Source organism: Exiguobacterium sp. HSB13 (genome assembly GCF_056764755.1).
This window is the reverse complement of the sequence record NZ_JBUZOM010000005.1, coordinates 1-23,181: the sequence shown is the minus strand read 5'-3', so window position 1 is coordinate 23,181 and position 23,181 is coordinate 1. Positions and strand designations below refer to the sequence as shown.

Sequence of the window (23,181 nt, the reverse complement as noted above, 5' to 3'; positions counted from 1 at the left end):
GGGGTGGACCTCCCTTTCGCTTATTCCTCTTCAGTAACAACTGGTGCGACAGGCGCTTGAACTTCTTCGAGTGCTGGAGTCGCGTTCGGGATATTGTCCTCGTCTTCGTCGCGCATTTCGATCTCTTCATCATCAGCAGACATCATCTTGACGTCCATACCGAGGGATTGAAGCTCTTTAATGAGGACTCGGAACGATTCCGGTACGCCCGGTTGTGGTACATTCTCACCTTTGACGATTGCTTCGTACGCTTTAACACGACCGATCGTATCATCCGACTTGATTGTAAGGATCTCTTGGAGCGTGTAGGCTGCGCCGTATGCTTCAAGTGCCCATACTTCCATCTCACCGAAACGCTGACCACCGAACTGGGCTTTACCACCGAGCGGTTGTTGTGTGACGAGTGAGTATGGTCCTGTCGAACGTGCGTGAAGTTTATCATCGACCATGTGAGCAAGTTTAATCATATACATGACACCGACAGAGATGCGGTTATCGAACGCTTCACCGGAACGACCATCATAAAGGACAGTCTTCGCGTCGCGATCCATACCTGCTTCTTCAATCGTTGCCCAAACATCTTCCTCACGCGCACCATCAAATACTGGTGATGCGACTTTGATGCCGAGTTGACGTGCTGCCATCCCGAGGTGAAGCTCGAGCAACTGCCCGATGTTCATCCGTGATGGAACCCCAAGTGGGTTCAACATGATGTCAATTGGCGTACCGTCTGGCATGTACGGCATGTCTTCTTCTGGAAGGATACGCGAGATAACACCTTTGTTACCGTGACGACCCGCCATTTTGTCACCCTCGTGAATCTTACGCTTCTGAACGATATAAGCACGGATCAACTGGTTGACACCAGGTGAGAGCTCGTCCCCGTTATCGCGGTCGAAGATTTTGACGTCGAGGATGATTCCATCACCACCGTGTGGTACACGGAGAGATGTATCACGGACTTCACGTGCTTTTTCACCGAAGATCGCATGAAGAAGACGCTCTTCCGCTGTCAATTCCGTTACACCCTTCGGTGTAACTTTACCGACGAGGATATCGCCGTCCTTGACTTCCGCACCGACGCGGATGATTCCGCGATCGTCGAGGTTTTTCAAGGCATCATCACCGACGTTCGGAATATCACGTGTGATTTCTTCCGGTCCGAGTTTCGTATCACGCGACTCACATTCGTATTCTTCAATGTGGATCGATGTGTAGACGTCGTCTTTGACAAGACGCTCACTCATGATGACAGCATCCTCATAGTTGTAACCATCCCATGTCATGAAACCGACGAGTACGTTACGACCAAGCGCAAGTTCCCCACCGTCCATCGATGGACCATCTGCAAGGATCTCGCCTTTATCGACTGGGTCGCCTGCTTTGATGATTGGTTTTTGGTTATAACACGTTCCTTGGTTGGAACGGATGAATTTTTGGATCTTGTAACGGTCGAGTTCACCTTCAACGATGTTGCCATCGACTTCCGTCGTACGACGGACAAGGATTTCACGCGCCGTGACACGCTCAGCGATCCCTGCGTGCTTCGCAACAACAGCGGCTCCTGAGTCTTTCGCAGACACGTACTCCATACCTGTACCAACAATCGGAGATTCCGGGTTCAGAAGTGGGACGGCCTGACGTTGCATGTTCGCTCCCATGAGGGCACGGTTCGAGTCATCGTTCTCAAGGAACGGGATACAAGCCGTTGCGGCAGATACGACCTGCTTCGGTGAAACGTCCATGTAATCGACACGTGCTGGTTCGACAGACAAGTTTTGTCCACGGAAACGTGAAAGAACGTGTGAATCTTGGAACGTCTTCTCTTCCGTCAACAACATGTTTGCCTGAGCGACGACGTAGAGATCCTCTTCGTCAGCAGTCATGTAGTGGATTTCATCCGTGACGACGCCCGTTTCCGGATCGACACGACGATATGGCGCTTCGATGAAGCCGTACTCATTGACCTTCGCGTACGAAGACAACGAGTTGATCAAACCAATGTTTGGTCCCTCTGGCGTTTCGATCGGACACATACGGGAATAGTGCGAGTAGTGTACGTCACGAACTTCGAAACCAGCGCGCTCACGTGTCAAACCACCAGGTCCGAGTGCTGAAAGACGACGTTTGTGCGTCAATTCCGCAAGCGGGTTCGTTTGGTCCATGAACTGAGACAACTGCGAGCTACCGAAGAACTCTTTAATCGATGCGATAACTGGACGAATGTTGATCAATGCCTGTGGCGTGATCGCATTCTGATCCTGAATCGACATCCGTTCCTTAACGACACGTTCCATCCGTGAAAGACCGATCCGGAATTGGTTCTGGAGCAGCTCACCAACTGAACGGAGACGACGGTTACCGAGGTGGTCGATATCGTCTGTCGTACCGACTTCATGCAACAAGTTGAAGAAGTAGTTGATAGAAGCAATCATGTCAGCAGGCGTGATGTGCTTGATGTCACGATCGATGTTACCGTTACCGATGATATTGATGATGCGTTCACCTTCAGCATCGTCCGGTGCGAACACCTTGATTGACTGTAAGTTGAAAGCCTCACCCTGCGTTACGCCGCCTGTTGGCGTCGCTTCGATGTAACCAACGGATCCTTCAAGGAAAGGAAGGACTTTATCGAGCATACGACGATCAAGGACCGTTCCTGCTTCCGCGATGACTTCACCTGTCTCAGGATCAACAAGCGTTTCCGCAAGTTTTTGACCGAAGAGACGGTTCTTAAGATGAAGCTTCTTATTGATTTTATAACGACCAACGTTTGCCAAATCATAACGTTTCGGGTCAAAGAAGCGCGACACGAGCAACGCTTTTGCGTTTTCGACTGTCGGCGGCTCTCCCGGACGTAGACGCTCATAAATCTCAATGAGGGCTTTTTCCGTTGATTCCGTATTATCTTTTTCAAGTGAATTCCGGAGGTACTCATCATCACCGAGAAGATCGATGATTTCCTGATCCGTACCGAAACCAAGAGCACGTAAAAGAACCGTTACTGGTATCTTACGCGTGCGATCAATGCGAACATAAACGATGTCTTTCGCGTCTGTCTCGAGCTCGAGCCATGCACCACGGTTTGGGATGACTGTCGCGGAGAATCCACGTTTACCGTTCTTATCTAACTTATTGTTGTAATAAACACTTGGCGAACGAACAAGCTGCGAAACGATTACGCGCTCCGCTCCATTGATGATGAATGTTCCCGACTCCGTCATAAGCGGGAAGTCACCCATGAAGACTTCTTGTTCTTTCAATTCACCCGTCTCTTTATTTTGAAGACGGACTTTAACGCGTAGTGGTGCCGAATAGGTCACGTCGCGCTCTTTCGATTCATCGATCGAATACTTCGGCTCTCCGAGCGAGTAGTCGATGAATTCTAATACGAGATTCCCTGTGAAATCGGAAATCGGCGAAATGTCATGAAACATCTCACGAAGACCTTCCCGCAGGAACCACTCATACGAATTCGTTTGAATCTCGATTAAGTTTGGAAGTTCCAATACTTCGCTGATACGTGCATAGCTTCTTCTCTGACGGTGACGACCGTACTGAACAAGTTGACCAGTCAACTGATTCACCTCTCAGACCCACTTCTTCTTATAGAGAAGGACGGGTGTAATATCGAACATTGAAGCCATTTTTTGATTGATAAGCGCAAAAAAGCGACGTCTTGTCTACTCAATCATCTGTAGTCGAGAACGCCAGCTGCTTTCAAACATCTTATCCAAAAATCACTCCAATGGCATTTTATAATACTATCATAGACACAACATGCGGTCAACGACAAATCCTTCGATTTGTCAAGACCGAATTGATTTAAATATCGAGTACCCTTTATCGCGGGTAACTGTCTCACACATACCGAATACGTCTTCCATCAACTTCTTCGCAGAAGGTCCACCTTGTTTCTTTTGAATGACGACCCAAAGCTCGCCGCCCACGACGAGGTGATCATACGCTTCCCGGAGGATACGATGAACGACCGTTTTTCCTGCCCGAATCGGTGGATTCGTCACGATCGCTGCGAATGTCGATTCGCCTACCCCATCATACCCGTCACTCACACCGGTCGTCACGGAAACACCGTTTACGCGCGCATTGTCTGCCGCCAGTTCGAGCGCCCGTTCATTGACATCGATCAAGTGCGCCGGACGTCCTGTCGACTTCGAGAGCGCAATGCCCATCGGTCCGTATCCGCAGCCGACATCTAAAATGTCTCCCGCTACAGCCGGTTCCGTGAATGTTTCAATCAATAGACGGGAACCAAAATCGATTCCGTTCTTTGAAAAGACACCGTGATCCGATGTAAAGCGGAGCGTCTGACCACGCAAGACGTATTCCCACGTCTTCGGATCTCGTTTCGATGAAGGGTCATTCGTATAATAATGATCCGCCATGTTTCCTTCCCCTCTCATGTAAAAGATGAAAACAAAAGAAGCTCGCAATGCGAGCTTCTTTTGTTTCTACGGAAGAAGAAAATTACTTAACTTCTACAGTAGCGCCAGCTTCTTCAAGCTTAGCTTTGATTGCTTCAGCGTCTTCTTTCGAAACGCCTTCTTTAACTGGTGCTGGAGTTCCGTCTACGAGAGCTTTCGCTTCTTTAAGACCGAGGCCTGTCAATTCGCGAACTGCTTTGATGACGTTGATTTTACCAGATCCAGCGTTAGTGAGGATAACGTCGAATTCAGTTTGCTCTTCAGCTGCTGCGCCTGCGCCAGCACCTGCAACTGCTACTGGAGCTGCTGCTGATACGCCGAATTCTTCTTCGATTGTTTTTACGAGTTCGTTAAGTTCAAGAACAGTCATGCCCTTGAGGTCTTCGATAAATTGCTCTTTGTTGAAAGCCATTATGGTTTTCCTCCTTTGATTTAGCCCACGTTGGGGTGTGAAAATTGTGTTGGTTGCCTATCCCGCTAAGCAGAAATTAAGCAGATTGTTCTTCTTTTTGCTCTGCGATTGCGTTCGTTGCCACCGCGAGTCCACGGATTGGCGCTTGAAGCACGCTGAGGAGCATCGAAAGGAGACCTTCGCGTGATGGAAGTTCCGCAAGGGCTTTGACATCTTCTACTGAAGTGACTTTGCCTTCGATGATACCACCTTTAAGTTCGAGAGCCTTGTGCGTTTTAGCGAAGTCGTTCAAGATCTTAGCTGGCGCGATAACGTCTTCATTGCTGAAGGCGATCGCACTAGGACCTGTGAAGACTTCATCAAGACCTTCGAGGTTGCTTTGAACTGCCGCGCGGCGGAGGAGACCGTTTTTGTAAACTTTGAATTCAACGCCCGCTTCGCGGAGTTGTTTACGAAGTTCAGTGACTTCTTCTACTGTGAGACCACGGTAGTCGACGACAACTGTTCCTGCGCTCGCTTGGAGTTTCTCAGCGATCTCAGATACGAGATCCGCTTTGACAGCGATAACTTTTTCGTTTGCCATTTCTGTTGCACCTCCTGGTAGATGAAATGTACCGGTGCGAGGGGCTGCTCGATTTCAAATAAAAAGCCTCCGTCTGCAAAGCAGAGGAGGCGTAATCGTCAAAAAGGATACCTGAACAAACAGGCTCTCTGAGCAAGAACACCTCGGAAGGATTTATGCCCATGTGAGCACCTTCTGTCTACGGTATGTCGAAATATATCAACGTTTTATACTGTAACAGCGTTCTTAGAACGTTGTCAAGTTCGTTTTAGACGAAATTATTTCGCGAAGTCAGCTGAAGATACTTTTACACCAGGACCCATTGTAGAAGCGATCGCGATGTTCTTAAGGTATACACCTTTAGCAGTAGCAGGCTTAACTTTTACGAGAGTTTCGATAACTGTGTTGATGTTCTCAACGAGTTTCTCGTTATCGAATGATTTTTTACCGACAGGAACGTGGATGTTACCTGATTTGTCGACACGGTACTCAACTTTACCAGCTTTGATATCGTTGATTGCTTTTGTGACGTCAAATGTAACTGTACCTGTTTTCGGGTTTGGCATGAGGCCTTTTGGTCCAAGAACGCGACCAAGTTTACCAACTTCACCCATCATGTCTGGTGTCGCAACGATAACATCGAAGTCGAACCATCCTTGTTGGATTTTGTTGATGTACTCAGCATCACCAGCGTAATCTGCTCCAGCAGCTTCCGCTTCTTTAAGTTTCTCACCTTTCGCGAAGACGAGGACTTTTTGTGTTTTACCAGTACCGTGTGGCAATACGACTGCTCCACGGATTTGTTGGTCTGCTTTCTTCGGATCTACTCCGAGACGAACAGCCAATTCGATAGTCTCATCGAATTTCGCAGTTGCAGATTTTTTAGTCAAATCTACAGCTTCTGCGAGTTCGTATGAAACCGTACGATCGATAAGCTTAGCAGCTTCTTTGTACTTCTTACCCATTTTAGGTTCCTCCTTTGTGGTTGTGCGGAAAATCCTCCCACATAATGAAAGGGTAGCAGGCTTCAAGAAACTATCCGCCTGCGACCCTCATCGTTGTTCATGGTAATCAAAAAGACATTAGTCTTCGATTACGATACCCATAGAACGTGCAGTACCTTCAACCATCAACATTGCTGTTTCAACAGATGATGCGTTAAGGTCTGGCATTTTTGTTTCAGCGATTTCACGAACTTTGTCACGTTTGACTGTCGCTACTTTCTTACGGTTCGGTTCACCTGAACCACTCTCAATTCCAGCTGCTTTCTTCAAGAGAACTGCTGCTGGAGGAGTTTTAGTGATGAATGTGAATGAACGATCTTCAAAAACCGTGATGACTACAGGGATAATCAAGCCGGCTTGGTCTTGTGTACGAGCGTTGAACTCTTTACAGAAGCCCATGATGTTCACACCTGCTTGACCGAGTGCCGGTCCAACTGGTGGAGCTGGGTTTGCTTTGCCCGCAGGAATTTGAAGTTTTACGAGTTTCATAACCTTCTTCGCCACGAGACACACCTCCTTAATTCTTTAATGTGGTTTAATTGGACGTTGCGCGTCCTCCCACTCATTCTATTCGACGAGTTATTTATCGAAATAAGCACAACATCAAACACGAAAAATTGTATCATTAAAACAAAACATTCGCAATAGGAAACTTAATCGATTTTATCGACCTGCGCGAAATCAAGCTCGACCTTCGTTTCGCGACCGAACATATCAACAGAGACTTTCATCTTCTCAGCATCTGTATCAAGCTCCTCGATCGTACCTTCGAGATTTTCGAAAGCTCCTTCTTTGATTCGGACGATTTGTCCGAGTGAGAAGTCGTAACGGCTCTTCAGATCAACGAGACCCATTGATCCAAGAATGTTTTCTGCTTCTTCTGGAAGGAGTGGTGTCGGTTTTGAACCGCCGCCGACTGATCCGAGGAAGCCTGTGACGTTCGGAGTATTCCGGACGACATACCAAGAATCATCCGTCATGACCATCTCGACGAGGACATACCCCGGGAAGATCTTGACTTCTCGTTCCTTGATTTTCGTTTCTCCCTTTTTGTTCGTTACTTCTTCTTGTACTGTTTCAATCGGAACGAGTACACGGAAGATTTTTTCGTCCATGTTCATGGATTCAATCCGACGTTCAAGGTTCGCCTTGACGTTGTTTTCGAATCCGGAATACGTTTGGACGACAAACCATTGTTTCTCCATGGTAGGCCACCTCTTCTTTTTACTTAATCAACCAGCTCATCAATGCGCTAAGCCCTGAATCGACGCCGAAGATGAAGACACCCATGAAGATCACCATACCGATGACCGTCAATGTGTATTTCGTCAGCTCTTTCCGTTTTGGCCAGCTCGTCTTTTTCAATTCATTCCATACGTCACGCAAAAATTTCATCGTACTTTCCCTCCAGGATGTAATAAATCGGGACAGATGAAGCCTTATTTCGCTTCTTTATGAATCGTATGCGCGTTACAACGACGGCAGAATTTCTTCAATTCCAAGCGGACAGTGACGTCCTCTTTTTTCATCGTCGTATAGTCGCGGGCACCGCAATTATCACAAGCAAGGCCTACTTTCTTCGCCATCTCAAAGTCCTCCTTCTTTGCCACTCTTCTCTTCTGTTAAGGTACTTTCCTTCCGAAAAAGAGCGTAAAAAAAAACGCCTATGAGCGGCGTCTCGCTAGTAAGGCGCTAGTTATACAGTAGCATAGGAAGGGATTACGGTCAATCTACCTCTCTGTTAGACCGTCATCTTTCGTGCTTCAAGATAACGCTCAAGCTTGCGCTTGACGCGTTGCAAGGCATTGTCGATCGATTTGACGTGACGATCGAGGTCGTCAGAGATTTCCTGATACGTCCGTCCGTCGAGATAGAGCGCGAGGACCTTCCGTTCGAGGTCGCTCAGAATCTCATCCATCTTCGATTCGATGTCTGCGTATTCTTCCCGGTTGATGATCAAGATTTGTGGATCAGAAGGTGCTGTCGACGTAATGATATCAAGTAACGTCCGCTCCGATTCATCGTCATAGATCGGTTTATCGAGCGAGATGTACGAGTTCAACGGGATATGTTTCTGACGTGTCGCCGTCTTGATCGCAGTGATCATCTGTCGCGTGATGCATAATTCGGCAAATCCTTTAAACGAGGCGAGCTTATCCGTTCGGTAATCCCGTACCGCCTTATAGAGACCGATCATTCCTTCTTGGATGATGTCTTCTCGGTCTGCCCCGATCAAAAAGTAAGAACGGGCTTTGGCACGTACGAAATTTCGATACCGCTCGATCAAAAATTCGAGCGCATCGCTGTTATCGAACTCTTTCGCTTGTTCTACAAGCGCTTCATCGGTCATGCACTCAAACTGGTCGAACGAAACCAAACTCATCCTGTATCCCTCCAAGCATCATTGACGAATAGTTCAATTGTTTTTAATTATACAATAATTACCTGTGGCACGACAATGAAAATTGGCATGACCTCTTTTGTTGTATCCAAAATGTATCTTTTCTACAAAAAAATCCACCGTTCTTTCGAATGAAGGAGAACGGTGGATTGCTCATGCGAATGGTTCATATCATGTATCTGAATTCTTTCGTCGACGAATCGCTTCGAGGCGCGCGATGACGTCTTCCGGTAAATCAATCTTCGAACGCGGTTGAGCCGTCGTCTTCGCAGACGTCGTCTGTTGCTTGATGACGGCAACTGCTGCTTTCCACTCTCTCCGGAGTTCCTGCGCCGATATACGGAGTGCTCCAAGCGTAAAAATGACCCATTGCTCCGTGTAGTCGTTCGTCGCTACCGTCAGCTTGACCCGAATATCCTGCAGCCAGTCAGCCGCTGTTTTCTCGATCCACTCGTCCGCTGTCTCGTTTTCTCGTGTATAGACGATATCGATTCCGCTTTTTAGCATCCGAGACTCACGTCCTGGTTGCAGATAGGCATCAAAGACGATCGTAACGCTGATCCCTGTGACGGCTTGGTACTCCGCCATCGCATGAATCAACCGTTCCCTTGCTAATTCAAAGTCTTGCTCCCGCAACGTCCGAAATTCTGGCCATGCGCCAATGATATTGTAGCCATCTACGATGAGGCGATCATATTTCATCGCGCATACGGCTTTCTAGTCCGATAGACTTCATATAATAATAGCGAAGCCGCAACCGATGCGTTGAGCGACGTGACATGTCCTGCCATCGGGAGGTGGACGAGGAAGTCACATTTCTCACGGACGAGTCGGCTCATTCCTTTTCCTTCACTTCCAATGACGATTCCGAGCGGCATCGTACCATCGAGTGTCCGGTAGTCGTCACTTTCACGTGCATCGGTTCCGACGAACCAGATGCCTTGTTTCTTTAGATCCTCCATCGTCCGAGCGAGGTTCGTCACGCGAACGACCGGGATATGTTCGATTGCGCCTGTTGATGCCTTCGCGACGACTTGCGTCAATCCGACTGAGCGACGCTTCGGAATGATGATCCCGTGAGCTCCAACAGCGTCTGCCGTCCGCAAGATCGATCCGAGATTATGGGGATCCTCGAGTTCATCAAGCATGATCAAGAGTGGTGTTTCATCCTTTTGACGGGCAAGCTCGAAGATATCTTCCATCTCAGCGTACTCATACGCTGCAACCGCGGCGACGACACCTTGGTGATTTTCCGTTCCAGCTAAACCGGTTAACCGTGAACGCGGGACGAGCTGGATTTGAATGCCCGCTTCCTGCGCCATCGCATGGATGACGGCAAGCGGTCCTTTTTGTTGTCCTTCCTGCAAGAACAGCTTGTTCATTTCTCGTCCGCTCCGTAATGCCTCTAGGACCGGATTACGACCTGACAAGAAATCTTGTCCTTCTTCGAGCGGTTCAATCACGACGGGCTGTTCCTTGACCGGAGCGGCTTTTCGCTTCTCTTGCGCTGGACGCTGCGCCTTCGTTTTCGGCTTCGCACCGGTAGCCTTAGGATTCGTCTGTTTTTTCGGCTTCGAGTAATTCGAACGCTTGTCCGATGAGTTCTTCAAGGCGATCCCCTCCTTCTGAAAGATAAATATAACCGAGCAATGCTTCAAATGCTGTCGCGTAGCGATACGTGTGGACGTCCGTGCTCTTCGGGACAGAACCGGATTTCGCGTTCTTCCCACGTCGGACGACCGCAGCTTCTTCTTCCGTCAACGCATCCGTATTCAACCAGTGCGTCACGACCGTCGCTTGTGCTTGTGCCCGAACGTACCGGACAGCTGCTTTGTGCAACTCACCTGGCTTCACGTAACCTTGTTCGAGCAATCGCTCCCGCACACGAATCTCATAGACGACATCGCCCATGTACGCTAACGCGAGTGCATTGAGTTGTTTGTAGTTCTTCATCCGCGCTTCCACCGCATCCCTTGTGCTGTGTCTTCGAGCAGGATCCCTTGATCACGTAGCTGATCACGGATTGCGTCCGCTCGTGCGAAGTCACGATTTTGACGGGCTGTGTTCCGCTCTTCGATCAACTGTTCGACTTCTTCATCGAGTAAGCCTTTGTCGACTGTCAACGTGACACCGAGGACACCTGATAATTCCGAGAAGAGTGCGAGGAACTGTTCGAGCACCTGTTTCGACACATGTGCTTCTCCGAGGTATAGGTTAGCTTCTTTCGAGAGATCAAATAAATCCGTCACAGCGTTCGCTGTGTTGAAATCATCATCCATCGATGTGATGAAGTGTTCCTTGATCGCTGCTAGACGGTTCAACCACTTCTCGTCACCTGTTCCGAGATCGGCCGTCATCTCAAGACGATGTTCGATATTTGCGACCGATTCCCGAATCCGTGCGAGACCATTCGCTGCTTGGTCGATCAGTTCCCGACTGTAGTTGATCGGATGACGATACTGAACCGATAGCATGAAGAAGCGTAATACCATCGGATCGACTGCTTGGATTGCTTCATGAACCGTCAAGAAGTTACCGAGTGATTTCGACATCTTCTCGTTTTCGATGTTCAAGAACCCGTTATGCATCCAGTAGTTTGCGAACTTCTGTGAGTTGCATGCTTCTGACTGGGCAATCTCATTCTCATGGTGCGGGAACTTCAAGTCTTGTCCACCAGCATGAATGTCAATCGTCTCACCGAGGTATTTCTTCGCCATCGCCGAGCACTCGATGTGCCAGCCTGGTCGTCCTTCGCCCCATGGACTCGTCCATGCCGGCTCGCCTGGTTTTGCTGCTTTCCAGAGCACGAAATCAAGTGGATCTTCTTTTTTCTCTCCCACTTCAATTCGTGCGCCTGCACGCAATTCATCAATCGACTGTTGGCTCAATTGTCCATAATCATCGAAGCTACGCGTCCGGAAGTAGACATCTCCGCTTGAGGCGTAGGCATTGCCTTTTTCAACGAGAACTTCGATGAAGGCGATGATATCGTCCATCGTTTCCGTGACGAGCGGATGAATATCCGCTTTTTGGACATTCAAGGCGCCCGTATCCGCGTGATACGCCTCGATGAAACGTTTCGTCAACGCATGATAGTCTTCTCCGAGTTCGTTCGCTGTCCGGATGATCTTATCGTCGACGTCCGTGAAGTTCGAGACATATTTGACTTCGTATCCGCGGTATGTGAAGTAGCGACGGACCGTATCGAAGACGATGGCTGGACGTGCGTTCCCGATATGAATGTAGTTGTACACCGTCGGGCCACAGACATACATCTTGACCTTTCCTTCTTCTAATGGTTTAAATGGTTCCTTTTTTCCGGTCATGCTGTTGTACAGTTGAATCATGACGTCGCCCTCCTTTAATCCGTTCAATTTCTTGTTTTAATACTTCTAGTTCCATTTCAATCCGCTCTTGGCACTCGCTGACCGGATCCGGGAAACGATGATCGAGTGGTGCTTCGACTTTCATGCCGTCCTGAATGACGACACGTCCCGGAATGCCGACGACTGTCGCGTTCGGAGGGACAGGTTTTAAGACGACGGAACTGGCGCCGATTTTTGAGTATGCCCCGATCGTGATATCACCAAGGACACGGGCACCGGCAGAAACCAGTACGCCGTCTTCAATCGTCGGATGACGCTTTCCTGTTTCTTTCCCCGTTCCGCCGAGTGTCACGCCTTGAAACAACGTGACATCATCACCAATGATCGTCGTCTCACCGATGACGACACCCATTCCGTGATCAATAAAGAATCGGCGTCCGATCGTTGCTCCTGGGTGAATCTCGATGCCTGTCAAAAAGCGACTGAACTGCGAAATCAATCGACCGAGCAAGCGAAACTTCGCTTTCCAGAGTCGATGTGCCAGGCGATGCATCCAAATTGCATGTAAGCCCGGGTATGTCAAAATAACTTCTAACGTGCTGCGGGCAGCTGGATCTTGCTCAAACACATTGCGGATATCTTCTCGTATCCGTGTCATATACGTTCTCCTCTCCATAAGAAAAAGCGCCTCTATGCATTGCTGCACAGAGACGCTAACGAAGCGCGGTCCCACTCTGTTTGGACGATTGACTCGTCCCTCTCGACGTCCGTTAACGCCGGAGATACGTCTGCGCCTACTCTCACGGATTTCGGGCAGCACTCAGAGGGGCATTTCATGATTCGCTTCTTCAAGCCCTCGCACCATTCGAGCTTGTCTCTGGAGAAGAAGACGCATCGTTACTTTCCTCGTCTACGCTTTCGTTATTCTGCTTCAAGCCGTGCAAGCACACGGTCTTTTCCTAGTAATTGAATCGTGTTCGGGAGTTCTGGACCATGTGTCTGTCCTGTCGTCGCGACACGAATTGGCATGAACAAGTTTTTACCTTTTTGACCAGTCGCTTTTTGCGTCGCTTTGATCGATGCTTTGATTGCTTCTGGTGTCCACTCTTCGAGAGCGCGTAACTGGTTCGCGAATTCTGCAAGTACAGTCGGAACCGTCTCGCCACTCAAGACAGTGTTTGCCTCTTCATCATACACCACTTCGTCCTCAAAGAACATCTCTGAAAGCTTGACGATTTCCGCGCCATGCGTCATCTGTTCGCGGTATAACGCGACAAGATCACGTGCCCAAGCGAGCTCTTCTTCTGAAGGCGACGCTTCGACGCGACCTGCTTCTTGTAAGAACGGAAGACTGGCTTCGAATACTTCTTCGAACGATTGATGTTTCATGTACTGACTGTTGATCCAAGCCAATTTGTTTTGGTCAAAGACAGCTGGACTCTTCGAGAGACGATCCGCGTCAAAGATTTCGATGAACTCTTCTTTCGTGAAGATTTCTTGTTCGCCGACCGGAGACCAACCGAGAAGCGTGATGAAGTTGAGCAATGCTTCCGGGAGATAACCGAGCTCTTTATACTGCTCGATGTACTGAATGATCGAGTGATCACGTTTCGAGAGTTTCTTGTGTGATTCGTTGACGATCAATGTCATGTGACCGAACGTCGGGTATTCCCAACCGAACGCATCATAGATCATCATCTGTTTCGGTGTGTTCGAAATATGATCATCGCCACGAAGAACATGGCTGATCGCCATTAAATGATCGTCGATGACGACGGCAAAGTTGTATGTCGGAATGCCATCTTTTTTGACGATGACCCAGTCACCGAAGTCTTTTGATTCGAATGAGACATCGTCTTTAACGATATCATTCCATGTATACGTGACATCTTCCGGTACACGAATCCGAATTGACGGCGTGCGACCTTCTGCGCGGAACGCTTCTTCTTGTTCTGCTGTCAGGTTACGGTGCGCTCCTGAATAACGTGGTGCTTCTCCACGTGCGATTTGTGCTTCGCGTTCTGCTTCGAGCTCTTCCGATGTCATGTAGCAACGGTAAGCAAGTCCTTTTTCAAGTAACTCATCCGTGTACTTTTGATAGATATCGAGACGTTCCATTTGTGAATAAGGACCGTACTCGCCACCGCGACCTGGACCTTCGTCCCAATCGACACCGAGCCACTCGAGGTTCTTCATTTGACTCTCGACACCACCTGCGATGTTCCGCTTTTGGTCCGTATCCTCGATTCGTAATACCATCTTACCGCCTAAATGGCGTGCAAACAGATAGTTAAATAATGCAGTCCGGGCATTCCCGATATGCAAGTGTCCTGTTGGACTTGGGGCATAACGTACTCGTACTTCTGCCATTGCCAATCACTCCTTCGACTAAAATTCGCTTATCTAGTATACCTTATTCTTCGATTCGTTTCAGTAGAATCACTGCTTGACAAGCGATTCCCTCTTCTCGTCCCGTAAAACCTAACCATTCCGTCGTCGTTGCCTTGACATTGATCTGTTCAATGTCCGCTTCGAGCAATTCCGCGATCCGCGCACGCATCGTGTCGATGTACGGACGGAGCTTTGGTGCCTGTGCGATGACTGTCGCATCTAGGTTGCCAAGCTCATACCCTTGTTGTTTAACGAGCGCGTAGACATGCTGCAACAATTTTGCTGAATCGGCATCCTTGAATTCCGGATCCGTATCCGGAAAATGTTTTCCGATATCCCCTGCTGCGATTGCACCAAGTGCTGCGTCGGCAATCGTATGTAATAAGACGTCTGCATCCGAGTGACCGAGCAATCCTTTCGTATGCGGAATCTCGATGCCGCCTAAAATCAATTTCCGATCCTCTGCAAAGGCATGTACATCAAAACCTTGTCCAATTCGAATCATCGTCATTTCCCTCGTTTCATTAGAATCGCTTCACCGAACCACAAATCGTCCGGTGTCGTCATCTTGATATTTTCGTAGTGACCGTGGACGATCGTTACTTTTCCTCCGTCCCATTCTATCAAACTTGCATCGTCGGTTCCTAGGTATTTCGTTGCCGCTTTTTCATGGACCGTACGAATCGTCGCAAGATCAAACGCTTGTGGTGTCTGGGCTGCCATCAGGTGCTCCCGCGGGACGGTCTCGCTGATGTGGTTCGCTTCAATCCGTTTGACGGTGTCTTTGATCGGCACGGCAAGAATCGCTGCTTGATCCAAAGCTGCCGCCTGGACGACCGCATGAATCGCTGCTTGTGAAATGAACGGTCGGGCACCATCATGGATCAGAACGATCCCTTCGCCTTCTAACGCCTCAAGACCACGGAGCACACTTTCCTGACGTTCGGCACCACCCGCGACAAGTTTAATTGATGTCTTATAAGACGCGATAATACTTGTAAACCATTCCTGTTCTAGTGGATTGATCGCGAGGACGATTTCCGTACAAGCTGGATCTGCCTCGAAGACATCTAGTGTCCAAGCGATGATTGGACGGTCTCTCAATTCAAGCATCAATTTATTACGATCTGCGCCCATCCGCTTACCGGCACCGGCAGCGGGGATGACGACGCGATAGGTGGTTGTAGACATCCCATTCCCTCTTTTCTCTCTCACTGATCATCGTGATCCATTCCATCACATCGAAAACGGACTCGATCATGAAATCGAATCCGTTACGGGGTCTATCCGAATGCCTCTCGATGTCTCTCTAGGCATAGTGTCTCATTTTTCTTGTGGTTTCGCAAAAATCATTCGTCCAGCTGATGTCTGCAAGACGCTCGTGACGACAACGCCAATCGTTTTCGAAATCAGGTGTTTGCCGCCTTCGACGACGACCATCGTCCCATCTTCGAGATAGGCAATGCCCTGTTTTTGTTCTTTTCCTTCCTTGATGACAAGGACGGTCATCTCTTCTCCTGGAATGACGACTTGTTTGACGGCATTCGCCAGATCATTGATGTTAAGAACAGGAACATGTCGGACTTCACAGACTTTGTTCAAGTTATAGTCATTCGTGACGACGATTCCTTTGACGAGTTCCGCGAGTTTGATTAATTTAATATCGACTTCCGGTACATCCTCGAAATCGCCATCATAAATTTCGACCTCGACTCCAGGAATCTCTTGTAATTCTTTTAAGACATCAAGTCCACGACGTCCACGGTTTCGTTTCAACGTATCGGAAGAATCGGCGATATACTGCAACTCACCGATGACGAATTGCGGGACAATCAGTTTTCCTTCGACGAAGCCGGTTTTCGTGATATCCGTAATTCGTCCGTCGATGATGACGCTCGTATCAAGTACCTTGCTGTTTGATTTAACTGGGACGACGACTTCTGGCGTCGCCTTTTTCTCACTTTGGTTGCTACGTAAGAAGATTTTCGTCAATTCATGACGTTTACGATATCCGACCGTAAAGCCAAGATATCCGAACAACGCGGTCACGAAGATTGTTAAGACGTTACTGAGGACAGGAATACCTACTAAATCAATCAATGTACTGACGAGAAAGGCCAGTACCAACCCAATCAACAAACCAAATGTTCCAAAAAAGAGATCTGCTACTGGGGCTTTGACGAGTCGTTCTTCTAAAAATCGGAGAAGTCGAATTACCGAATCCGTAATGAATAATCCAATTAATAAGAATATGAGTGCACCAATCGTTCCAGTTACGTATTCGCTCATCAACCATGCAGGGAATGTCGTATTCGTTGCCGTTTCAATTAATTGGAAGAACTGAGGAAGCAACAAAATCCCGAGGGCAAGTCCGAGTAATGCAAAAAATACCCGAATGACGATTTTCAATCTTCTCACCTCCTTTGCTTATTTTAAGTTCATTGTAACATGTACTGATTTGAACTACCTACGCCGGAAGGAGGGGAAACTGTTTACATATCCATTACAGTTCCCCCATTTTTTGCGTCATTCCAGCTTAAAACGGAATCGTTTCACGTAATGCTTCGTCCACACTCTCAACACCGACGACCGTAATCCCGTCCGGATACGTCCAGCCGCCTAAGTTATTTTTCGGAATGATCGCCCGTGTGAAACCGAGTTTTGCCGCTTCTGCTACACGTTGTTCAATCCGTGAAACACGGCGAACCTCACCTGTCAATCCGACTTCACCAATCACGACATCCGTCGGACGCGTCGGCTTGTCACGGAAACTAGAAGCAATCGCGACACAAACCGCCAAGTCAATCGCCGGTTCATCAAGCTTCACACCACCGGCTGCCTTGAGGTACGCATCTTGTGTCTGAAGGAGAAGACCCGACCGTTTCTCAAGCACAGCCATCAATAAGGCTACCTTGTTTTGATCGATTCCGGTCGCCATCCGTCTTGGATTTCCGAATGACGTCGGTGAAATCAGTGCTTGCAGTTCAACAAGGACCGTCCGTGTCCCTTCCATGGAAGCGACGATCGTCGAACCGGATACGCCGGATGTCCGCTCCTCGAGGAAAATTTCTGACGGATTCAAGACCTCTTCAAGACCAGACTCCCGCATCTCAAAAATTCCGATCTCATTCGTTGAACCAAATCGGTTTTTGACGGCACGCAGAATCCGGAACGTATGATGACGTTCGCCTTCGAAATACAAGACAGCATCCACCATGTGCTCCAGTAAACGTGGTCCAGCAATCGAACCCTGTTTCGTGACGTGACCGACGATGAAGATCGCAATACCGCGACTCTTCGCAATTTTCATCAGCATCGCCGTACATTCACGTACCTGTGTCACGCTCCCGGGTGCAGACTGGATTTCATCAATGTAGACGGTTTGAATCGAGTCAACGATTAAAAAACGTGGCTGTTCTTCATCGACGACACGTTCAATCATGTTCATGTCCGTCTCACTAAGGACAAACAGATCCTGAGTCGGTAAGCCAAGCCGTTCCGCGCGCAATTTAGTTTGTTTGAGTGATTCTTCCCCTGAGATGTAGAGCACTTTTTCGCCACGTTGGGCAAGACGTGCACTCGTCTGCAGTAAGATCGTCGACTTCCCGATCCCCGGATCTCCTCCAACAAGCACCATCGAACCTGGAACGATACCGCCTCCGAGGACACGGTCGAATTCACCACTTCCGGTAAAGACGCGACTCTCTTCTTGCGAGACGATGTTCGCGAGGCGCTCTGGCTTCAATTGTTTTGTCGTCGTATGAACGAAAGCGGCACCGCGCCGCCCTTTTTTCTCTTCAACGACTTCTTCGACCATCGTGTTCCATTCCCCGCATCCTGAACAACGTCCCATCCATTTCGGGGATTCGGTCCCACAGCTTTGACAAACGAATTTTGTTTTTAACTTAGCCAATCGATTCATCCTTTCTGTTTCAAAAAAAGGACCAGCTTCGCTCAGAAAGTGCGAAAGCTGGCCCTGTGCTCAGTGCTTATTCCGTTGCGGCAGAACTCACGTGATTCCGGCGAACGATGAATTCGTTCTCTTCGACATCAAGCGCAACACGTTCTCCTTTTTGGATATCGCCTGCGAGCAATGCTTCTGACAACCGGTCTTCCGCTTCCCGTTGAAGGGCACGACGGATTGGACGTGCGCCGTACTCTGGATCGTACCCGATATCAGCGATCTTCGAGAGGGCAGCTGGTGTCAATTCGAAATGAATTTCCTGTTCAGCCAAACGTTTTTCAAGGGTTTTCGCCATCAACTTCACGATCTCTTCGATGTGTTGTTTCTCGAGTGAGTGGAAGACGATCGTTTCATCAATCCGGTTCAAGAACTCTGGACGGAATGCCCGTTTGAGTTCTTCCATGACTTTATCTTTCATGTCTTTGTATTCGCGATCCGTATCTTCAGAAACAGCGAATCCGACATATTTATTCCGTTTAAGGGCACTTGCACCGACGTTCGATGTCATGACGATGATCGTGTTACGGAAATCAACCGTCCGACCTTTCGAGTCTGTTAAGCGTCCATCATCAAGTACTTGCAAGAGAATGTTGAAGACTTCTGGGTGCGCCTTCTCGATTTCATCAAGTAAGATGACCGAGTACGGTTTCCGGCGAACTTTTTCCGTTAATTGACCGCCTTCTTCGTAACCGACATATCCTGGAGGTGAACCGACGAGACGGCTCGTTGCATGTTTCTCCATGTACTCTGACATGTCGATCCGGATGATCGCATCCTCATCTCCGAACATCGCTTCGGCAACAGCGCGTGCGAGTTCTGTTTTACCAACCCCAGTAGGGCCGAGGAAGATGAACGAACCGATCGGACGTTTTGGATCTTTGAGTCCAGCACGTGCGCGGCGGATGGCTTTTGAAATCGATTTAACGGCTTCGTTTTGACCGATGACACGATCGTGAAGGATTTCTTCGAGGCGAAGGAGACGATCCGTCTCTTCTTCCGCGATCTTCGTGACCGGTACACCTGTCCAGTTGGCAACAACTTGTGCGATGTCATCTTTTGTGACTTCAAGTTTTTCGTTGCCTTGTTTATTCTGCCATTCCTCTTTCAAACGCTCAAGTTCATCGCGTAATTTTTGTTCTGTGTCACGAAGACTTGCTGCTTTTTCAAACTCTTGGCTTTGGACAGCTTCATCCTTGTCCTTACGGATACCTTCGAGTTTTGCTTCGACTTCTTTTAAGTTCGGTGGTGCTGTATACGAGCGTAAACGAACTTTTGATGCCGCTTCATCGATCAAATCGATCGCTTTATCCGGAAGGAAACGATCCGAAATGTATCGATCCGACAATGTGACGGCTTCTTGGATTGCTTCGTCTGTGATCGTCACACGGTGGTGTGCTTCATAACGATCGCGAAGACCAAATAGGATTTGTGTTGCTTCATCCGTCGTTGGCTCTGCGACTTGGATCGGTTGGAAACGACGTTCGAGTGCCGCATCTTTTTCGATGTATTTCCGGTACTCATCAAGAGTCGTTGCTCCGATACATTGGAGTTCGCCTCGTGCGAGCGATGGTTTAAGGATGTTCGATGCATCGATCGCACCTTCTGCTCCACCCGCTCCAATCAATGTATGCAACTCATCGATGAAGAGAATGATGTTCCCCGCTTGACGAATCTCATCCATGACCTTTTTCAAACGATCTTCGAATTCACCACGGTATTTCGTACCAGCGACGAGTGTTCCCATGTCGAGTACCATGACGCGTTTATTGCGTAACGTCTCCGGCACTTCGTTGTTGATGATTTGTTGAGCGAGACCTTCGACGACAGCCGTTTTACCGACCCCTGGTTCCCCGATCAAGACCGGGTTATTCTTCGTCCGGCGGCTTAAGACTTCGATGACGCGTTGAATTTCTTTCGCACGACCGATAACTGGGTCAAGACGTGTTTCGCGCGCTTGTTGTGTCAAATCACGAGCAAGACCATCAAGTGTAGGTGTTGCGACACCTGAACCTGCTTGCGACGCGTTTGCTGTCGTTTCGCTGTTCCCGAGCAACTGGAGTACTTGCTGACGGGCTTTTGAAAGACTGATGCCTAAGTTATTCAAGACACGAGCAGCAACGCCCTCTCCTTCTCGGATCAATCCGAGTAAGAGGTGTTCTGTTCCAACGTAAGAGTGACCTAGTTTACGTGCCTCATCCATTGATAACTCGATGACTTTTTTCGCACGTGGTGTATAGTGAATCGTCGTTGCACCATCTTGTCCGCGACCGATCAATGCTTCGACTTCCATTTGAATTTTATCTGAACTGAGACCGAGTGCTGTTAAGGCTTTCGCAGCGATTCCGTCTCCTTCACGTACAAGTCCGAGTAAAATGTGTTCTGTTCCGATATTGTGGTGCCCCAACCGTACTGCCTCTTCTTGAGCAAGTGCCAATACACGTTGTGCACGTTCTGTGAATCGTCCAAACATCATTATGCAAAACCTCCTTGTGTGTGATCCCTGTTTGTCTGTTCGGTTAACATCGTCCGGATTCGTTTCGCCCGTTCGATGTCCCGTTCTCTAGATGTTAATTGTTTCCCGAAATGCTTTTGTAGAAAACCTGTTTGTAGTGATACGAGCAGTTGATGAAAAAGATTTGGAGGAAGATTGACCTCTAGTCCCAGACTATCTGCTAAGCGGACATCCGATAGTCGTTCCGTTGCTTCCCGCGCTGTAATCAGTCGAGCTGATGTCAGGATGCCATAGGAACGATATAGTCTGTCCTCTAGTTCTTCTTGATACATCTCCAATAATCCTTTTCGTGCTGCCTGTTCTGCTTCAATTAATGCTTCAACGGCAAATTGATAGTCCGTGATTAGCATATCCTCGCTTGCCCCAAGCGTCCGTTGGTTCGACAGTTGAAACATGCGACCAGATGCATCGCTTCCCTCGCCGTAACGCCCACGAATCGCGAATCCAAGCTGTCGTAAGTGTTTGATATAGCCTTGAATCTGATTCGTCAGGACCAGTCCCGGTAAGTGCAACATCACGGAAGCACGAAGACCTGTTCCGACGTTACTCGGACATGTCGTTAAATAACCAAGCGTGTCATCAAAAGCAATTTTAAATCGTTCACTGATCAAGCGATCGACTTGTTTTGCGATCCGAAACGCTTCTTCAAGTTGAAGTCCCGGTAATAACGTCTGAATCCGGAAATGATCCTCTTCATTGACCATGACACTGATTTGCTCATCTTCACTGATGAAGAGTCCTGTCCGTGGATGACTGGCCAATGCTGGACTGATCAGATGCTTTTCTACTAAAGCGGTTCGAGTCAGGACATCCGCCTGATCGACGCGACCAAATCGAAACCCTTTCATCCCGTTTAGTTGGCGTTCCGTCTCGTCGATGAGCGCATTGGCTTGTGCTTCTGACAACATCGTTGAGAACGGATAACGTGTCGTATTACGCGCCAATCGGATCCGTGTCGAAACGACGATGTCGTCAAAGGGAGAAGATTGATTCATCGATTCGCTTAAAGGGTGTTGGAGCAACTCTTCAAACATGACGCAAATCCTCCTCGACACTCTCAATCTGTTGTTTTATGATTTCTGCTTCTTCATAATCTTCTGCTAAGATTTTGCGATTGAGTTGTTCTTTCAGTCGACTGAGCTGCTGGTTCAATCGTTTTTCCACGGATTCCTCATCAGGTCGTGAGCCATAGTGTTGCGTATGACCGTGTTGGAACTGACGAACCATGCCGTCGACTTCGTCTTTAAAAAATGAATAACAAGTCGGGCAACCGACTTTACGAAGATGAAGCAATTGTTGACGGGTCATACCGCAAGACGGACACGCCGTCCCTTGATATTCACGTGCTAACTCCCGCACACAAACCGAGCATAAAAACTTCTCATCGGTTTCCGATTCTTGTGGAAGTTTGACACGGACGATTGCTTCTCGTTCGCCACATCGTTGACAACGCATCATGCATTCCTCCAATGTCCGACGACTAGAGTCGCTTCATGGTTTGAAGAAGCGTCCGCATCAAGTGGGCACGCATCCGGTGTTGATCTTCGACCGCCATTGGCAAACTCTCTTTTTGCAACAGCGATTGAATCAAAATAGCTTCCCGCCGCGTCAGTAATTGTTCGTTCATCAAACGAATCAAATAATCTTCTGCAGCTTGTTCCGTCAAATGATCACCGATCCATGAACTGACTTCATCTAATAGATCGTGACTATCTAGCACAACGATTTTTTGAATCCGAATGTATCCACCGCCACCCCGTTTACTTTCAACGAAATAACCCTTCTCGACCGTAAAACGAGTATTGATGACGTAGTTGATTTGTGATGGAACACAGTCAAAACGCTGTGCAATTTCTTGACGTTTGATTTCAATCGTCTTTTCGTCGTGTAAAATTTGCTTTAAATAGGCTTCGATGATATCTGTGATGTTTTGCATTGGCACCACCTCTCTGACCATCTTTGACTATTGTTTGATTTAATAGTAATCATCTAAAAAAAGAATTGCAACTGATAAGGCTTTTTAGAAAACACAAAAAGACTGACCTGCAATCTGCAGATCAGTCAAGTGCCTGGCAACGTCCTATCCTCACAGGGGGAAGCCCCCAACTACTTTCGGCGTTCAAGTGCTTAACTTCCGTGTTCGGCATGGGAACGGGTGTGACCA

The 23,181-nt window shown here is 48.3% G+C and carries 24 protein-coding genes, 1 rRNA gene and 2 other annotated features; all 25 genes read right to left on the bottom strand.

Translation table 11 applies throughout. The features are described 5' to 3' along the window. Positions 1-20 precede the first annotated feature (20 nt). Complete coding sequence (gene rpoB, locus ACZGCQ_RS16075; protein WP_047390625.1) at positions 21-3,578, bottom strand: DNA-directed RNA polymerase subunit beta; 3,558 nt, start codon at positions 3,576-3,578, stop codon at positions 21-23. Between the two features lie 231 nt (positions 3,579-3,809). Next, complete coding sequence (locus ACZGCQ_RS16070) at positions 3,810-4,406, bottom strand: class I SAM-dependent methyltransferase (protein ID WP_481266836.1); 597 nt, start codon at positions 4,404-4,406, stop codon at positions 3,810-3,812. A gap of 82 nt (positions 4,407-4,488) precedes the next feature. Beyond that, positions 4,489-4,857: a 50S ribosomal protein L7/L12 gene (gene rplL, locus ACZGCQ_RS16065; RefSeq protein WP_481266835.1), complete on the bottom strand. Its 369-nt coding sequence runs from the start codon at positions 4,855-4,857 to the stop codon at positions 4,489-4,491. Positions 4,858-4,933: 76 nt separating this feature from the next. Beyond that, positions 4,934-5,440: a 50S ribosomal protein L10 gene (gene rplJ, locus ACZGCQ_RS16060; RefSeq protein ID WP_023466611.1), complete on the bottom strand. Its 507-nt coding sequence runs from the start codon at positions 5,438-5,440 to the stop codon at positions 4,934-4,936. A gap of 50 nt (positions 5,441-5,490) precedes the next feature. Continuing rightward, positions 5,491-5,642: a sequence feature (ribosomal protein L10 leader region), on the bottom strand. 55 nt (positions 5,643-5,697) lie between these two features. Further along, complete coding sequence (gene rplA, locus ACZGCQ_RS16055) at positions 5,698-6,384, bottom strand: 50S ribosomal protein L1 (protein WP_023466610.1); 687 nt, start codon at positions 6,382-6,384, stop codon at positions 5,698-5,700. Positions 6,385-6,501: 117 nt separating this feature from the next. Beyond that, complete coding sequence (rplK, locus tag ACZGCQ_RS16050) at positions 6,502-6,927, bottom strand: 50S ribosomal protein L11 (protein WP_023466609.1); 426 nt, start codon at positions 6,925-6,927, stop codon at positions 6,502-6,504. Between the two features lie 149 nt (positions 6,928-7,076). Beyond that, entirely contained in the window at positions 7,077-7,628 is a 552-nt protein-coding gene (nusG, locus tag ACZGCQ_RS16045) for a transcription termination/antitermination protein NusG (RefSeq protein WP_023466607.1), read from the bottom strand. Between the two features lie 19 nt (positions 7,629-7,647). After that, on the bottom strand, positions 7,648-7,818 hold the full coding sequence (gene secE / locus ACZGCQ_RS16040) for a preprotein translocase subunit SecE (protein ID WP_023466605.1): 171 nt from the start codon (positions 7,816-7,818) through the stop codon (positions 7,648-7,650). A gap of 44 nt (positions 7,819-7,862) precedes the next feature. Then, on the bottom strand, positions 7,863-8,009 hold the full coding sequence (rpmG, locus tag ACZGCQ_RS16035) for a 50S ribosomal protein L33 (RefSeq protein WP_023466603.1): 147 nt from the start codon (positions 8,007-8,009) through the stop codon (positions 7,863-7,865). 155 nt (positions 8,010-8,164) lie between these two features. Continuing rightward, positions 8,165-8,806 (bottom strand): RNA polymerase sporulation sigma factor SigH, encoded by a 642-nt coding sequence (gene sigH / locus ACZGCQ_RS16030; protein WP_029343084.1) that lies wholly within the window; start codon positions 8,804-8,806, stop codon positions 8,165-8,167. A 189-nt stretch (positions 8,807-8,995) separates the two neighbouring features. Beyond that, positions 8,996-9,526: an NYN domain-containing protein gene (locus tag ACZGCQ_RS16025; RefSeq protein ID WP_029343083.1), complete on the bottom strand. Its 531-nt coding sequence runs from the start codon at positions 9,524-9,526 to the stop codon at positions 8,996-8,998. After that, complete coding sequence (gene rlmB, locus ACZGCQ_RS16020) at positions 9,523-10,287, bottom strand: 23S rRNA (guanosine(2251)-2'-O)-methyltransferase RlmB (RefSeq protein ID WP_035399377.1); 765 nt, start codon at positions 10,285-10,287, stop codon at positions 9,523-9,525. Before rlmB ends, ACZGCQ_RS16025 begins: the two co-directional genes overlap by 4 nt. Before the next feature lie 85 nt (positions 10,288-10,372). After that, positions 10,373-10,777: a Mini-ribonuclease 3 gene (locus tag ACZGCQ_RS16015; protein WP_023466600.1), complete on the bottom strand. Its 405-nt coding sequence runs from the start codon at positions 10,775-10,777 to the stop codon at positions 10,373-10,375. Next, positions 10,774-12,171 (bottom strand): cysteine--tRNA ligase, encoded by a 1,398-nt coding sequence (gene cysS / locus ACZGCQ_RS16010; RefSeq protein WP_481266834.1) that lies wholly within the window; start codon positions 12,169-12,171, stop codon positions 10,774-10,776. Before cysS ends, ACZGCQ_RS16015 begins: the two co-directional genes overlap by 4 nt. Next, positions 12,125-12,844: a serine O-acetyltransferase gene (gene cysE / locus ACZGCQ_RS16005; RefSeq protein ID WP_481266844.1), complete on the bottom strand. Its 720-nt coding sequence runs from the start codon at positions 12,842-12,844 to the stop codon at positions 12,125-12,127. The genes cysS and cysE overlap by 47 nt, the downstream gene beginning before the upstream one ends. Positions 12,845-12,853: 9 nt before the next feature. Beyond that, positions 12,854-13,072 (bottom strand) — a binding site (T-box leader). Beyond that, positions 13,072-14,520 (bottom strand): glutamate--tRNA ligase, encoded by a 1,449-nt coding sequence (gene gltX, locus ACZGCQ_RS16000; RefSeq protein WP_023466595.1) that lies wholly within the window; start codon positions 14,518-14,520, stop codon positions 13,072-13,074. It overlaps the preceding feature by 1 nt. Positions 14,521-14,563: 43 nt before the next feature. Continuing rightward, positions 14,564-15,046: a 2-C-methyl-D-erythritol 2,4-cyclodiphosphate synthase gene (gene ispF, locus ACZGCQ_RS15995; protein ID WP_029343079.1), complete on the bottom strand. Its 483-nt coding sequence runs from the start codon at positions 15,044-15,046 to the stop codon at positions 14,564-14,566. Positions 15,047-15,048: 2 nt separating this feature from the next. Then, positions 15,049-15,732, bottom strand: a complete 684-nt coding sequence (gene ispD, locus ACZGCQ_RS15990; protein ID WP_481266833.1) for a 2-C-methyl-D-erythritol 4-phosphate cytidylyltransferase — start codon at positions 15,730-15,732, stop codon at positions 15,049-15,051. Positions 15,733-15,864: 132 nt separating this feature from the next. Further along, complete coding sequence (locus tag ACZGCQ_RS15985) at positions 15,865-16,950, bottom strand: PIN/TRAM domain-containing protein (RefSeq protein ID WP_023466590.1); 1,086 nt, start codon at positions 16,948-16,950, stop codon at positions 15,865-15,867. A 127-nt stretch (positions 16,951-17,077) separates the two neighbouring features. Next, a complete protein-coding gene (radA, locus tag ACZGCQ_RS15980; RefSeq protein WP_481266832.1) occupies positions 17,078-18,454 on the bottom strand; it encodes a DNA repair protein RadA in 1,377 nt (458 codons plus the stop codon). Between the two features lie 76 nt (positions 18,455-18,530). Further along, the gene (clpC, locus tag ACZGCQ_RS15975) at positions 18,531-20,978 is read right to left on the bottom strand and encodes an ATP-dependent protease ATP-binding subunit ClpC (protein WP_023466588.1); all 2,448 of its coding nucleotides are present in this window, start codon (positions 20,976-20,978) and stop codon (positions 18,531-18,533) included. Then, positions 20,978-22,051 carry an ATP--guanido phosphotransferase gene (locus ACZGCQ_RS15970; RefSeq protein WP_029343074.1) on the bottom strand — a complete coding sequence of 358 codons (1,074 nt, stop codon included), beginning with the start codon at positions 22,049-22,051 and terminating at the stop codon, positions 20,978-20,980. The genes clpC and ACZGCQ_RS15970 overlap by 1 nt, the downstream gene beginning before the upstream one ends. Next, positions 22,044-22,472: a hypothetical protein gene (locus ACZGCQ_RS15965; protein ID WP_029343073.1), complete on the bottom strand. Its 429-nt coding sequence runs from the start codon at positions 22,470-22,472 to the stop codon at positions 22,044-22,046. The genes ACZGCQ_RS15970 and ACZGCQ_RS15965 overlap by 8 nt, the downstream gene beginning before the upstream one ends. A gap of 25 nt (positions 22,473-22,497) precedes the next feature. Beyond that, entirely contained in the window at positions 22,498-22,953 is a 456-nt protein-coding gene (locus tag ACZGCQ_RS15960) for a CtsR family transcriptional regulator (RefSeq protein WP_023466578.1), read from the bottom strand. A gap of 131 nt (positions 22,954-23,084) precedes the next feature. Then, positions 23,085-23,181: ribosomal RNA gene (gene rrf, locus ACZGCQ_RS15955) — 5S ribosomal RNA — on the bottom strand; the annotation flags it as partial.

Excerpts from the sequence above, each read along its gene's own strand:
- ACZGCQ_RS16070 (WP_481266836.1), bottom strand. The coding sequence starts at position 4,406 with ATGGCGGATCATTATTATACGAATGACCCTTCATCGAAACGAGATCCG.
- rplL (WP_481266835.1), bottom strand. The coding sequence starts at position 4,857 with ATGGCTTTCAACAAAGAGCAATTTATCGAAGACCTCAAGGGCATGACT.
- rplJ (WP_023466611.1), bottom strand. The coding sequence starts at position 5,440 with ATGGCAAACGAAAAAGTTATCGCTGTCAAAGCGGATCTCGTATCTGAG.
- rplA (WP_023466610.1), bottom strand. The coding sequence starts at position 6,384 with ATGGGTAAGAAGTACAAAGAAGCTGCTAAGCTTATCGATCGTACGGTT.
- nusG (WP_023466607.1), bottom strand. The coding sequence starts at position 7,628 with ATGGAGAAACAATGGTTTGTCGTCCAAACGTATTCCGGATTCGAAAAC.
- secE (WP_023466605.1), bottom strand. The coding sequence starts at position 7,818 with ATGAAATTTTTGCGTGACGTATGGAATGAATTGAAAAAGACGAGCTGG.
- rpmG (WP_023466603.1), bottom strand. The coding sequence starts at position 8,009 with ATGGCGAAGAAAGTAGGCCTTGCTTGTGATAATTGCGGTGCCCGCGAC.
- sigH (WP_029343084.1), bottom strand. The coding sequence starts at position 8,806 with ATGAGTTTGGTTTCGTTCGACCAGTTTGAGTGCATGACCGATGAAGCG.
- ACZGCQ_RS16025 (WP_029343083.1), bottom strand. The coding sequence starts at position 9,526 with ATGAAATATGATCGCCTCATCGTAGATGGCTACAATATCATTGGCGCA.
- ACZGCQ_RS16015 (WP_023466600.1), bottom strand. The coding sequence starts at position 10,777 with ATGAAGAACTACAAACAACTCAATGCACTCGCGTTAGCGTACATGGGC.
- cysS (WP_481266834.1), bottom strand. The coding sequence starts at position 12,171 with ATGATTCAACTGTACAACAGCATGACCGGAAAAAAGGAACCATTTAAA.
- gltX (WP_023466595.1), bottom strand. The coding sequence starts at position 14,520 with ATGGCAGAAGTACGAGTACGTTATGCCCCAAGTCCAACAGGACACTTG.
- ispF (WP_029343079.1), bottom strand. The coding sequence starts at position 15,046 with ATGATTCGAATTGGACAAGGTTTTGATGTACATGCCTTTGCAGAGGAT.
- ispD (WP_481266833.1), bottom strand. The coding sequence starts at position 15,732 with ATGTCTACAACCACCTATCGCGTCGTCATCCCCGCTGCCGGTGCCGGT.
- clpC (WP_023466588.1), bottom strand. The coding sequence starts at position 20,978 with ATGATGTTTGGACGATTCACAGAACGTGCACAACGTGTATTGGCACTT.
- ACZGCQ_RS15970 (WP_029343074.1), bottom strand. The coding sequence starts at position 22,051 with ATGTTTGAAGAGTTGCTCCAACACCCTTTAAGCGAATCGATGAATCAA.
- ACZGCQ_RS15965 (WP_029343073.1), bottom strand. The coding sequence starts at position 22,472 with ATGCGTTGTCAACGATGTGGCGAACGAGAAGCAATCGTCCGTGTCAAA.
- ACZGCQ_RS15960 (WP_023466578.1), bottom strand. The coding sequence starts at position 22,953 with ATGCAAAACATCACAGATATCATCGAAGCCTATTTAAAGCAAATTTTA.